Origin of the sequence: Corynebacterium lemuris, from assembly GCF_024919295.1 — a bacterium.
Taxonomy (GTDB): Bacteria; Actinomycetota; Actinomycetes; order Mycobacteriales; family Mycobacteriaceae; genus Corynebacterium; species Corynebacterium lemuris.
Map to the genome: position 1 here is coordinate 583,731 of NZ_JANWTC010000001.1, position 12,316 is coordinate 596,046.

The following is a 12,316-nucleotide window of genomic DNA, read 5'->3' on the forward strand; positions in this document are numbered from 1 at the left end:
CGGGAGCTGACGGAGGGGAGCTCAGAACCGGTGGATCATCGCCTCACAGCCCAGGTCCTCGCGGATACCGGCGCTGATGAAGCCCTTCTTCACGTACAGGGCACGGGCGCGTGCATTGCCGAAGTCCACCGCCAGGGAGACTCCCGCGTGGCCACGGGTGCGGGCGAGGTTGAGGGCGGCGTCGATAAGCGAGGATCCGATGCCGTGGCGCGCGTAGCGATTCTCCACCGCGATGATCAGCTCGGGGACATCCTCGGCGACATAACCGAAGCGTGGGCGATCAGGACCGTGCCGCAGCCAGACGCCGCCGGCGGGGATACCCTCAGGACTCAGTGCGATGGCCCCACCCTGTTCGGGCGTCCAACTGCCCACATAACGCTGCAGGTCCTCAAGATATCCGTCTCCGACGGGCTGGGACTCATCCCCGAAGACATCGGTGAGGAAGAAGAGGCGGGAAATGTAGGTGCGATCCGATTCGGTGGCGCGACGAAGGGAAAAACCAGTGAGAACGGAACCCATGCATACAGGGTAATCGCATCATCGCTGAGTAGGCGAACAGAGGCGACGGCACCCGGCGGCATTCACTTCTTGGTTAGTCTGGCGTTCAGGACTTCCTGAGGGAAGAACCCTTCAGGAGCGATGTGGCGTCTCGGACACCAGACAAGGAGTGAGCGATGAGTTCTCAGCCCCGTGCAGTGGTGGTCGGTGGTGGGACGAACGGCCTGACCGCTGCAGCCAGACTCGCGGTCGAGGGCTGGCAGGTGACGGTCTTCGAGCAGGCGGACCACTTCGGCGGATCCGCCGCCTCCCTCACCGATCCTTTCGGTCCGGGCACCGTCGTTGATTTCGGCGCGGCAGCCCACCCCTTCGGGATTGCCAGCCCGGCCTTCCGTCAGCTCCGCCTGGAGGAACACGGCCTGGAATGGTTGCACGCCGATTACTCCATGGCTCACCCCTTGCCGCAGGCGGACGCGGCTCTCCTGCACCGCTCCCTCGATGACACCGCCCGAGGCCTGGGCGAGGACGCGAAGATGTGGCGGCGTCTCCACCGGAACGCGGTGGAACACATCGACGAGCACCTGGAGAACCTGCTCGCACCCATGCTCCGGTGGCCCGCGCACCCGGTGCGGATGGCGCAGTTCGGTGTTCCCGCTCTGCTGCCCGCCTCCCGACTGAGCAGAGTGCTGTTCTCGACCGAGCAGGCCAGGGCCCTGTTCTGCGGGAGTGCCGTCCACTCGATGACCTCCCCGGCGCAGCCCTTCACCTCGGCCTTCGGAGTGCTCTTCGGGGCCCTGGGCATGTCAAGAGGATGGCCCGTGGCCAGGGGAGGCAGCGGGGCGATTGTGGATGCTCTGCTGAGCGTTCTCGTGGCCCATGGCGCGACTCTGGTCACCGGACACACCGTGTCCAGCTTCCGGGAGCTGCCCGAGGCGGACTCCTACATACTGAACCTGACTCCCAAAGGAATTCTGGGGATAACGGACGTGCCGCTCGATCGGTCCGTGCGGAGAAGCCTGGTCAGATGGCGGTACGGATCCGCCGCCCACAAGGTCGACTGGCACCTGTCGGGGCCAGTGCCCTGGACCGATGAGGAGGTGTCGCGTGCCAGCACGGTGCATGTCTGCGGCGGGGTGGCGGAGCTGGAGTTCGCGGAACGGGAGGTGGCGAAGGGGCGGTTCCCCGACAAACCGTTCGTCATGGTGGGTCAGCAGAACGCAGCGGATCCGGGCCGTGGACCGGTCCTGTGGACCTATGCGCATGTGCCCCACGGCTTTGTCGAGGAACGGCCCGGCCAGGTCCGGGAGGCCATCCTCAGCCAGATCGAGCGTTTCGCCCCGGGTTTCCGCGACCTCGTGGTGGACCACCGGGAATACAGCCCGGCGGACCTGGAGGCCGCGAACCCCAGCATCATCGGCGGGGACATCGCCGGCGGCTCCATGACAGGGCTCCAGGCATTGTTCCGTCCCCGCGTGTCGCTGAAGCCGCACCGTCTGGGGCCGGGGGTGTTCACCGCGAGTGGGGCGACTCCCCCCGGGGCAGGTGTCCACGGCATGCCCGGTTGGTGGGCCGCCCAGGGTGCCCTCGACGAGCTCCGCGGATAACAGCAACAGGCCCGTGCAGGTGATGCACCTGCACGGGCCTGGAGGGGGAGTGGTGTCCTACTTGATCTCGAGGAGGACCTGTCCCTTGGTCACGCCAGCGCCTTCCTCGACGGAGAGGCCGGTGACGGTACCTGATTTATGGGCCTTGACGGGGTTCTCCATCTTCATGGCCTCGAGCACCAGGATAACCTCACCCTCGGTGACCTCCTGGCCCTCGGTGATGTTGACCTTGATCACGGTGCCCTGCATGGGGGCGGCGACCGAGTCGCCGGAGGCACCTGCGGCACCACCAGCGGAGCGACGTTTCTTGGCCTTCTTCTTGGGGGTGGCGCCACCACCGAGCGCCAGGTCGCCCGGCAGGGCGATCTCGACGCGACGGCCGTCGACCTCGACGACAACCTTGTGCGCCGGGACAGCCTCGTCCTCGGGCAGGTCCGCCGGATCGACGAAGGGCTCAATCGGGTTGTCCCAGACCTCCTCGATCCACTTGGTGTAGATCTCGAAGCCGTTCTCGTCGCCGACGAATGCCGGGTTGGAGACGATGTGGCGGTGGAAGGGCAGGACCGTGGGCATGCCCTCGACGACGAACTCACCGAGTGCGCGGCGGGCGCGCTGCAGGGCCTGCTCACGGCTCTCACCGGTGACGATGAGCTTGGCCAGCATGGAGTCGAACTGGCCACCGATCACGGAGCCCTCGCGGACACCGGAGTCCACGCGGACACCCGGGCCGTCCGGCTGGCGGTAGGCGGTGACGGTGCCCGGGGCCGGCATGAAGTTCAGGCCGGCGTCCTCACCGTTGATGCGGAACTCGAAGGAGTGGCCGCGCGGGGTGGGATCCTCGGCGAAACGCAGCTTCTCGCCCTCCGCGATGCGGAACTGCTCGCGGACGAGGTCGATGCCGGTGGTCTCCTCGGTGATGGGGTGCTCCACCTGCAGACGGGTGTTGACCTCGAGGAATGAGATCAGGCCGTCGGCGCCGACGAGATACTCGACGGTGCCGGCACCGTAGTAGCCTGCTTCGAGGCAGATACGCTTGGCGGACTCGTGGATCTCGGTGCGCTGGGCATCGGTGAGGAACGGGGCCGGGGCCTCCTCGACAAGCTTCTGGAAACGGCGCTGCAGGGAGCAGTCACGGGTGCCGGCGACGATGACGTTGCCATGCTGGTCGGCCAGCACCTGGGCCTCCACGTGGCGGGCCTTGTCCAGGTAGCGCTCGACGAAGCACTCGCCGCGGCCGAAAGCGGAGACGGCCTCACGGGTGGCGGACTCGTAGAGCTCCGCAACCTCCTCCATCTTGTAGGCGACCTTCATGCCACGGCCACCGCCACCGAAGGCGGCCTTGATGGCGATGGGCAGACCGTACTCCTCGGCGAAGGCGACGACCTCGTCGGCTCCGGCGACCGGCTCCTTGGTGCCCGGGACCATTGGGGCGTCGGCACGTTGCGCGATGTGGCGGGCGGTGACCTTGTCCCCGAGGTCGGCGATCGCGGACGGTGGGGGGCCGATCCAGATCAGGCCGGCGTCGATGACGGCCTGGGCGAAGTCGGCGTTCTCGGCGAGAAAGCCGTAACCCGGGTGGACCGCGTCTGCGCCGGACTTGGCGGCCGCATCGATGATCTTCTCAATCGCCAGGTAGGACTCGGCGGAGGACTGGCCGCCCAGTGCGAACGCCTCATCTGCCATACCGACGAACGGGGCGTCTGCGTCCGGCTCCGCGTACACGGCGACGCTGGCGATGCCCGCATCCTCGGCGGCGCGGATCACGCGTACCGCGATCTCACCGCGGTTGGCCACGAGGACCTTCGTGATCTTCTTGGTCTCAACTGCCACTTGGGGATCCCTTTCATGTGCTGCATTGGTAGGTCGCGTCGGCCCGCCCGCGTGTGGCGGCCGCGCGACGCATGCAGACTATTCTTGCATACAAAAACGTGAGCATTCCGTCAGGTCTTGAGATTTTGCCCGAAAAGGGTGGGAATCGCCAGTAGGACCCGCCGAAAAGAATTCGGACCGTCCGGCGCGCCTCCTGTTCGGGCGGTGGAACGGTCCGTTCGGACATGGGCGTGAGGTTACGCGCCGGGGGCCTCGCCGCGGGCGATGGGCATGCGGATCATGTTGCCCCACTCGATCCAGGCACCGTCGTAGCTGCGCACCTTCCCGAAGCCGAGCAGATACCTGAGCACGAACCAGGTGTGGGCGGTGCGGTCGCCGGCGTGGCAGTAGATGGTGGTCTCCGAGTCCGGGTCCAGGGCACCGTAGATCTCCTGGAGTTCGGCGCGGGAGCGGAAACGGGCGTTGGGGTGGACATTGTCCTGCCAGGGCAGGTTCACGGCCCCGGGAATGTGGCCCTGGCGCAGGGTGGGGGCGAAGGCGGGATCGTAGTCGCCGCCCACCTGGCCGAGGAACTCCTCGGTGGAACGCACATCCACCAACGTGGCCTTGCCGAGGTTGGCGCGCACCTCGTCGACGAAGACACGGTAGGTCGCATCGTCGCGCTCGACGACGGGGTAGTCGGTGGCGGGGTAGTCCGGGACAACGAAGGAGGTGTCGCGCTCCTCCGCCATCCAGGCGTCACGGCCACCGTCGAGAAGCCGGACATCCTCATGGCCGAACATGTCGAAGACCCACAGCGTCAGTGCCGCCCACCAGTTGGACTGGTCACCGTAGATGACCACCGTGTCATCCCGGGCGATGCCCTTGGAGCTCATGAGGCGGGCGAAGGCCTCGCCGTCGATGACGTCCCGGGTGACAGGATCACTGAGGTCCTTGTGCCAGTCGATCCGCAGGGCGCCGGGGAGGTGCCCGATGTCGTAGAGGAGGGAGTCCTCGTCGGATTCGATGACCCGCAGGCCGGGCGTGCCCAGTCGGGCGGAGAGCCAGGACGCGGAAACCAGGCGTTCCGGGTGGGCGTAATCCTGGAACGGGGTATGGGGATCGAAGGGTACGGCCACGAGGTCCCGCCTTTCTGGGCGAAAAGTGTGATGAGATCAGTATCCAACAGTAGTGGAGGGCGTCCGAAGGGGTCACGGGACACCCCTCATTGTGTCCTTGATTACTCCTTGGATTCTGGCTGCGCCATACGGGGTACGTGGGGATAAAATCCCACGTTGCCGGGGGATCGGAACCCCTCCGGATCACCACAGAACTTCCCGGAAGGGGTGCAGATTGCACAAGGCCATCGTCGTCTTTGAGGTTGAGGGCGGATCAGACAAGTCCATCGACGGACACCGCAGAGACACCATGCCGATCGTCAACGCCATCAAGGCCGCCGGCTGGCATGCCGAGGTCCTCTTCTTCCGTCCGGAGTGGGCCGACGAGCTGTTCCGCTACGCCGCCGCGAACTTCGACGGCTACATCTCACGGGTCAATCCCGGCAACATCCCCGGCGGTGAGGACGGCTACCTCGATCTGCTCACCCGGCTCTCTGACGCCGGCCTCGTCGGCATGTCCACCCCGGCGGAGATGATGGCCTACGGGGCGAAGGACGCCCTGGTCAAGCTCAACACCACGGACCTGGTGCCCGCCGACACCGCCGCCTACTACGACGTGGCGGCCTTCCACCGGACCTTCCCCACCTCCCTGTCCCACGGGGAGCGGGTGCTCAAGCAGAACCGGGGTTCCACCGGTTCCGGCATCTGGCGTGTCCAGCTGCTGGACAAGGAACTGGCCGCCACCGTCGAGCCCGGTACCGCCCTACCGCTGGACACGATGCTCAAGTGCACCGAGGCCGTGGACAACCACACCGAGATCCGGCCGCTGGGTGAGTTCATGGACTTCTGCGACCAGTACATCCTCGGCGCCAACGGCATGCTCGTGGACATGCGTTTCCTGCCGCGCATCCTCGAGGGTGAGATCCGGATCCTGCTCGTCGGCCCGCACCCGGTCTTCGTGGTGCACAAGAAGCCGGCCGAGGGCGGGGACAACTTCTCCGCCACCCTGTTCTCCGGCGCCAGGTACACCTACGACCGCCCTGAGGCATGGCAGGAGCTGGTGGACACCTTCGCCGCGGCCCGCCCCGTCATCGCGGAGAAGCTCGGCGGCGACAACATCCCGCTGATCTGGACCGCCGACTTCATGCTCGACACCGCCACGGACGGCTCGGACACCTACGTCCTGGGTGAGATCAACTGCTCGTGCGTCGGTTTCACCTCGGAGCTGCACATGGGCATCCAGGAGCTGGTCGCCCGTGAGGCGATCGGCCGCGTGGAAGCGAGCCTGCCGGCCGGGATCCCGGCCTGAGGTAGTCCAACCCACCTACACTCGGTCCCATGACACGAGCACTGATTGTGGACAGGAACGACGCCGGCGACATCCTCACGGAGGTCAGGGAGGTGGGGGAGGAATTCCTCGGCGAGGGCGACCTGCTCGTCGACGTGGCCTACTCCAGCCTCAACTACAAGGACGGCATGGCGCTCGAGGGCAACCCGGGTGTGGTGCGCAACCTGCCCGTCATTCCGGGCATCGATGTGGTGGGCACCGTCGCGGAATCGGATTCGGGGCGTTTCGCACCGGGTGATGTGGTGGTGCTCAACGGCGCCGGGCTGGGGGAGCGACGCCACGGCGGCTACACGGAGAGGCTGCGTATCGACTCCGCCTCCACAATCAAGGCCCCCGGGAAGTTCACTGCCGAGCAGGCCGCGGCGATCGGTACCGCCGGTTTCACCGCGGCGCTGTCCGTCGACGCTCTCCTGCAGCAGGGACTGAAACCGGAGGGCGGGGAGATCCTGGTGACCGGTGCGACCGGCGGGGTGGGTTCGGTGGCCATCCACCTGCTCAAGCAGCTGGGTTTCCGGCCCGTGGCCCTGACCGGGCGCGTGGAGGAACACGGGGATTACCTGCGCGGCCTGGGGGCCGTGGAGATCCTCGACCGTGCAGAGCTCGCCGAGCCGGGCCGCCCGCTGCAGCAGACCCGCTGGGCCGGTGTCGTCGATGCGGTGGGTTCCCACACCCTGGTCAACGCCCTGGCCCAGCTGCAGTGGGGTGGCGTGGCCACCGCCTGCGGCCTGGCACATGGCCCGGACCTGCCGGGCACTGTGCTGCCCTTCATCCTGCGCGGGGTGCATCTGATCGGCATCAACTCCGTTGACGCACCGCTGCCGCTGCGGGAGCGGGCCTGGGCACTGCTCGCGGAACAACTCGACACCTCCGTGCTGGAGGGTTTCACCGAGGTGCTCACCCTGGAGGAGGTCGCCGAAGCCGGCACCGCCCTGCTGGCGGGGCGGCGTCACGGACGGGCCGTGGTCAGACCTCAGGCCTGATCGATCAGCTGCCCCACAGACTCCGGATCCGCGTCAGAGAGCATCTGGCGGCAACGGTCGTACTCGGCGTCCTCACCGATGAGCTGCGCCGCGCGGGCCAGCGTCGCGATGGCGCGCAGCACCGCCTGGTTCGGTTCATGGGAGTAGGGGACCGGGCCCCAGCCCTTCCAGCCGTTGGCGCGCAGACGGTCCAGCGAACGGTGGTAACCGGTGCGGGCGGTGGCGTAGGCGGTGAGCTTCTCGTCGTCGGTGGACGCGGCGTCGAGAAGCACCTCGGCGCGGGTGGCCCATACGAGCGGGCTGTCCGGATGCGCGAGAGCAGTGCCCGCGGCAGCGGGATCGGAACCGGCGGCCGGGTCGGCGGGGAGATGGACCGGCGGCGGGGCCAGCATGTCATTGAGTTTCATGCTCTCCGAGCCTAGCCGGGAATTCCGGTCCCGGGTTCCCTCCTGTGTACCCTGACGGGGTGTCACCACGAGGGAAAGAGGAATGATGGGTGTGTCGCGGACGGCAACCCGTGGGGCGGCGATGGCCGATCAGCGTGCGGTGCGCCGCATCCCGTACAGGTACGACCTGGACGGCCTGCGCGGCATCGCCATCGCCTTCGTCGTCATCTTCCACATCTTCGTCGGCCGGGTCTCCGGCGGCGTGGACGTCTTCCTGCTGCTCAGCGGCTACTTCTTCCTCGGCTCCCAGCTGCGCTACGCCGGCCGGGAGAACGCCTCCGCCAACCCCTGGTGGCCCATCTGGCGCACCATCCGCCGCCTCTACCCGGCGCTGCTGCTGGTCCTCGGGCTCACCGCCCTGGCCGCGCTGTGGGGGGTGCCGCAGCTGCGGCGCGTGGAGATCATCGACCAGTTCACCGCCAGCCTCCTCTACTTCCAGAACTGGGAGCTGGCCTCGCAGCAGGCGGACTACAACGTCGCCTCCGGCTCGGTCAGCCCCCTGCAGCACCTGTGGTCGATGGCGGTCCAGGGGCAGTTCTACCTGATGGCCATCGCCCTGGGCATGGTCATCATCTGGGCCCGGCGCGCCGGGCTGGAGCTGGCCCGGTGGGTGGGCCCGCTGCTGGCCGTGGTCACGGTTGCCTCCTTCGCCTATGCGTGGTGGCTGCATCTCGCTGAGCAGCCGCTGAACTACTACTCCACGTGGTCGCGGATGTGGCAGCTGACCCTCGGCGGGTTGCTGGCGTTGCACGGCCACCGTCTGAGCGTGCATCCGCGCCTGAAGGAACTGTGCACGTGGGTGGGGCTGGCGATGGTGCTGAGCACCGGCCTGCTTCTCGACGGCGCCGCCCTCTTCCCCGGCCCCGCCGCCCTGTACCCGATCGGTGGTGCGGTCCTGGTGATTCTCGGCGGGGGGCAGGGCGTGCTGTCCGGCTGGTTGGCCAACCGCACGATGCGCTGGCTGGGTGACATCGCCTATCCGCTGTACCTGTGGCACTGGCCGCTGCTCATCCTCAGCCTGATCCTGGTGGGCCGGGAGGATGCCACCTTCTCCCTCGGCGTGATGGTCGTGGTGGTCTCGGTGGTGCTGGCGGATGTCACGCACCGGCTGGTGGAGAAGCCCCTGCGCCAGCACGCGAAACGTCCGTTGGCGGGGGAGCAGCGGGTGGGCGTGGCGCGTGCGCTGCTGCGTGCTTCCCGTCCCGCGCGTGCCCGGGCGGTGGGTGGTGGGGCGCTGGCTCTGGTCATGGTTGCCCTGCTCACTGTCCACGGCGTGTGGCAGGTTCGCCTGCACAACGCCGGGGGTGTGCTTCTCGACGCAGCCCGCTACCCCGGCGCCCAGGCCCTGTTCGGCGCCGCTGTCCCCGCCGCCGAACCCAAACCCGATCCGGAGCTGATCGGTGCGACGCTCTCGCGGGTGTGGACCGACAACTGCATCTCCCGCTTCGGCGATGATCCGTCGGTCCTGCCGGTCGATGAGCGCGGCGAGGACTGCCTCTTCGGTGACCTGAAGGGCACCCGGGACGTCTACCTGGTGGGTGGTTCACACGCCGAACAGTGGATGACCCCGCTCAACGCCTTGGGCCGCGAGCATGGTTTCCGGGTCATCCCCCTGGTGCGCCAGTCGTGTCCGATCTTCGCCGAGGAACGGGACGGACTCTTTGAACCGGACTGCGTGGAATTCAACCGGCACGTGCTCACCCGTCTCGCGGAGGTCCAGCCGGATCTGGTGGTCTCCACGACCACGCGACCCTACATCGAGACCGGCAGCAGCCGGGAGGAGGTCCCGGACTCCTACCTGACGTTCTGGGATTTCCTCGCCGACAACGACATCCCCTTCGCCGGGCTGCGCGACAACCCGTGGAAGACCTTCGAGGACGGCTCGGAACTCTCCGTGCCGCTGTGCGTGCTCGACATCGAGGACATCTACGCCTGTGGCGTGGTCGAGGACGAGTTCTACCAGCCCGTGGACCCGGCGGCTGTCCATCTGGCGGGCATGCCGCATGCGAAGGCCATCGACACCTCGCCGTGGTTCTGCGTGGACGGGCACTGCCCGGCGGTCATCGGCAACATCTACGTCTACCGCGACGGCAACCACCTGAGCGTCCCCTACTCCTACTCCCTGGCGCCGCTGCTGTGGGAGCAGATCAAGGAATTCCTCTGATTCAGGCGAAGACACTCATGAGGTAGACCACGAAGAGCACCAGGTGCGCGGCACCGTGCACCGCGGTCACCCGCGGGCCGGCGAAGGTGGCCAGCGACATGAGCATTGTCACCGCCAGCATGACCAGGTTCACGGGAGACTCAGCGAAGATGACGGTCTGCCCGGTGAGCAGGGAGATGATGAGCACCGCCGGGATACTCATACCCACGGTGGAGACCAGGGCACCGTGGGTCAGGTTGCTCACCCGCTGGATCTCGCCAGTCAAGGCCGCCCGGAGGGTGGTGATGGTCTCCGGGAGGAAGACGATGGTGGCGATGATGATGCCCGACAGTGCAACGGGGGCGCCGGCGCGGTCGAGGGCGGTGTCGAGAAGCGTGGCCATGTTGTGGCTGAGCAGCACGATGGGGGCGACCAGCGCGAGCAGCAGACCGAAATGGGTGGACACCTCCACGCGGTGCTCGGCGATGACCGCAGCCACCGGGACCTTCTGCGCGGGTGTGCCCGCCAGGTTGACCTCCTGGAAATCCGTCTTCTGCACACCCATCTGCCGGTGGAGAAAGAAGATATAGAGGACAACCGTCAGAAGGATCACCGGTACCGCCTGCCCGGTGGTGAAGGAACCACCGGTGCCCATGAACCCCGGCACCACGAAGGCCAGGGAGGCGAGCAGGACGATCAGCACCAGGTACTGGGAGGTACCCGTGCGGTTGTGCGCCAGTGAGCCGTGGCGCAGACCACCGATGAGCAGCGCCAGCCCCAGCACCAGGTTGAGGATGATCATGCTCACCGCCATGATGGAGTCCCGCCCGATGGTGGTGTGCTCCCCGGGGCCGAGCATCACCGCCGAGATGAGGATGACCTCGATACCCACCACCGAGAGCGTGAGCACGAGCGTGCCGTAGGGATCACCCAGGCGGTGGGCCAGCGCCTCCGCCTGTTCCATCACCCCGAAGGCGCAGACCACGATGACGGCGATGACCGCCACCAGCACCGACCAGATGACCGGGGAGGAGGAGTCCGCGGACAGCAGCGGCCCCAGCAGGGAGAAGAGGAGGAATCCGAGCCAACCCACCAGCAGGCGGAGCACCACCGAGGGGGAGAAATAGCTGCGGACCGTAGTGGCCGGCGCCACAGGCAGAGACATCGTGCAGACTTTTCCTGGTTCCGGGGCCGTCCCCGTCCGTACTGGACCGCACCGGGCCGTCCCGGGCGGAGAAGCGCTTGTTGGTCCAGATGGTACCCGAGAGGGCTGGTGATGTTGTCACGTCATGTCGGAAAAGACACCTGCGGTGGTTGTCAACCTGTTGTGAACGATTTCTAGCTCGCGAGAAGTGTTTCCAGGACTGGTGGTAGCTGGAGTTTGGAACCATCGTTGGCGATATTGATGCTGACGGTGGCTTTGGGGGTTTCGACCAGCGGTGGTCTCCGAAACCTACCTGGTGTGCGGTGATACGCGGCAGTCAGTTGTTGTTGACGACGCCTGGCGGTGTGCACCCAACTGCCGTCATGGAGTTGTTGCGGAGTAAACCCGGCGATCCCGGAATGCCGGTGTGTGGTGTTGTAGTAACTGATCTGATCAGTGATCCAGGCAGCCGCTTCATCGATGTCATCGAAGACTCCCGGGTAGTGGTGACCATGCTTAAGAGTCTTGAAAAACGACTCCACGAACGCGTTGTCGTTGCTGACTCCTGGCCAGATGAACGACATCTCGACTCCACGGTGTGTCAAGGCATGATGCACCGACGCAGAGGTCATCGCTGCACCGTTGTCGGAATGGACTACCTGCACCTGGTTGGTGGCCTGGTCGATGACTCCGGCCAGGAACGTCGCTGCGGTGTAGTGATTTTCCGTGGGCTGGACGGTATGCCCGACAATTTTGCGGGAGTACAGGTCAATGACAGTGTACAGGGCAAAGGACTGTCGTGTTGTTGCCCCCGGGAGGAAGGAGATGTCCCAGCAGTACACCTGGTCCGGGGCCGTGGCCTTGAGCATCGGTGCAGCGCGTCGTTGCGCGGTCGTGGCGTGCCGGCGACGGCGACGAGCAGGAGGCAACGACAGCCCTCGGCGGCGGGCTACACGGTAGAACGTGGACAAGCTCGCCAGGTAGGTGTGGGCATCGAGGTGCTGGAAGTAGCTTTGTTCAATACTGCGACCGTGGGTGAACCCGGTGGTGATCACCTCACCGACTGCGCGGATTTCCTCGACCGTCAGGGCGTGTGGCTGGTAGCGGTCGCGCTGCGGGATCGGGTGGGTGGTCCCACGGCGGGGATGGTGGCGGTAGTGGTAGGCGGACCTGGACAGTCCGATGAGCTGCAAGGTCCGGGTCTTTGACACTCCGGTGCTGATCAA

The 12,316-nt window shown here is 66.6% G+C and carries 10 protein-coding genes; 4 read left to right on the plus strand and 6 right to left on the minus strand.

Features of this window, described 5'->3' with window-relative positions:
- Positions 1-21: 21 nt before the first annotated feature.
- On the minus strand, positions 22-519 hold the full coding sequence (locus NYP18_RS02945) for a GNAT family N-acetyltransferase (RefSeq protein ID WP_259426665.1): 498 nt from the start codon (positions 517-519) through the stop codon (positions 22-24).
- A 155-nt stretch (positions 520-674) separates the two neighbouring features.
- Between NYP18_RS02945 and NYP18_RS02950 the strand changes: the two genes are divergently transcribed.
- Positions 675-2,102, plus strand: coding sequence for a phytoene desaturase family protein (locus tag NYP18_RS02950; RefSeq protein ID WP_259426666.1), 1,428 nt, complete (start codon positions 675-677; stop codon positions 2,100-2,102).
- Positions 2,103-2,159: 57 nt separating this feature from the next.
- Here the strand turns inward: NYP18_RS02950 and NYP18_RS02955 are convergent, their stop codons facing one another.
- Together NYP18_RS02955 and NYP18_RS02960 are read right to left on the minus strand one after the other, a co-directional pair.
- Positions 2,160-3,932, minus strand: coding sequence for an acetyl/propionyl/methylcrotonyl-CoA carboxylase subunit alpha (locus tag NYP18_RS02955; RefSeq protein ID WP_259426667.1), 1,773 nt, complete (start codon positions 3,930-3,932; stop codon positions 2,160-2,162).
- Positions 3,933-4,168: 236 nt separating this feature from the next.
- On the minus strand, positions 4,169-5,050 hold the full coding sequence (locus NYP18_RS02960) for a sulfurtransferase (protein ID WP_259426668.1): 882 nt from the start codon (positions 5,048-5,050) through the stop codon (positions 4,169-4,171).
- A 214-nt stretch (positions 5,051-5,264) separates the two neighbouring features.
- Between NYP18_RS02960 and NYP18_RS02965 the strand changes: the two genes are divergently transcribed.
- Together NYP18_RS02965 and NYP18_RS02970 are read left to right on the plus strand one after the other, a co-directional pair.
- Positions 5,265-6,338: a Cj0069 family protein gene (locus tag NYP18_RS02965; RefSeq protein ID WP_259426669.1), complete on the plus strand. Its 1,074-nt coding sequence runs from the start codon at positions 5,265-5,267 to the stop codon at positions 6,336-6,338.
- A 29-nt stretch (positions 6,339-6,367) separates the two neighbouring features.
- The gene (locus tag NYP18_RS02970) at positions 6,368-7,357 is read left to right on the plus strand and encodes an MDR family oxidoreductase (protein ID WP_259426670.1); all 990 of its coding nucleotides are present in this window, start codon (positions 6,368-6,370) and stop codon (positions 7,355-7,357) included.
- Here the strand turns inward: NYP18_RS02970 and NYP18_RS02975 are convergent.
- Positions 7,348-7,764 carry a DUF3151 domain-containing protein gene (locus NYP18_RS02975; protein ID WP_259426671.1) on the minus strand — a complete coding sequence of 139 codons (417 nt, stop codon included), beginning with the start codon at positions 7,762-7,764 and terminating at the stop codon, positions 7,348-7,350. The genes NYP18_RS02970 and NYP18_RS02975 overlap by 10 nt on opposite strands.
- A gap of 121 nt (positions 7,765-7,885) precedes the next feature.
- Here NYP18_RS02975 and NYP18_RS02980 point away from each other — a divergent pair, with 121 nt between their 5' ends.
- On the plus strand, positions 7,886-9,967 hold the full coding sequence (locus NYP18_RS02980; protein WP_259426767.1) for an acyltransferase family protein: 2,082 nt from the start codon (positions 7,886-7,888) through the stop codon (positions 9,965-9,967).
- 1 nt (position 9,968) lies between these two features.
- Here NYP18_RS02980 and NYP18_RS02985 read toward each other — a convergent pair whose 3' ends face one another.
- Positions 9,969-11,111, minus strand: coding sequence for a calcium:cation antiporter (locus tag NYP18_RS02985; RefSeq protein ID WP_259426672.1), 1,143 nt, complete (start codon positions 11,109-11,111; stop codon positions 9,969-9,971).
- 173 nt (positions 11,112-11,284) lie between these two features.
- Positions 11,285-12,301, minus strand: a complete 1,017-nt coding sequence (locus NYP18_RS02990) for an IS3 family transposase (RefSeq protein WP_259426768.1) — start codon at positions 12,299-12,301, stop codon at positions 11,285-11,287.
- Positions 12,302-12,316 lie beyond the last annotated feature (15 nt).

Bases quoted from the DNA above. Each gene is read 5' to 3' on its own strand.
- NYP18_RS02945 (WP_259426665.1), bottom strand. From the start codon at position 519: ATGGGTTCCGTTCTCACTGGTTTTTCCCTTCGTCGCGCCACCGAATCG.
- NYP18_RS02950 (WP_259426666.1), top strand. From the start codon at position 675: ATGAGTTCTCAGCCCCGTGCAGTGGTGGTCGGTGGTGGGACGAACGGC.
- NYP18_RS02970 (WP_259426670.1), top strand. From the start codon at position 6,368: ATGACACGAGCACTGATTGTGGACAGGAACGACGCCGGCGACATCCTC.
- NYP18_RS02975 (WP_259426671.1), bottom strand. From the start codon at position 7,764: ATGAAACTCAATGACATGCTGGCCCCGCCGCCGGTCCATCTCCCCGCC.
- NYP18_RS02980 (WP_259426767.1), top strand. From the start codon at position 7,886: ATGGCCGATCAGCGTGCGGTGCGCCGCATCCCGTACAGGTACGACCTG.
- NYP18_RS02985 (WP_259426672.1), bottom strand. From the start codon at position 11,111: ATGTCTCTGCCTGTGGCGCCGGCCACTACGGTCCGCAGCTATTTCTCC.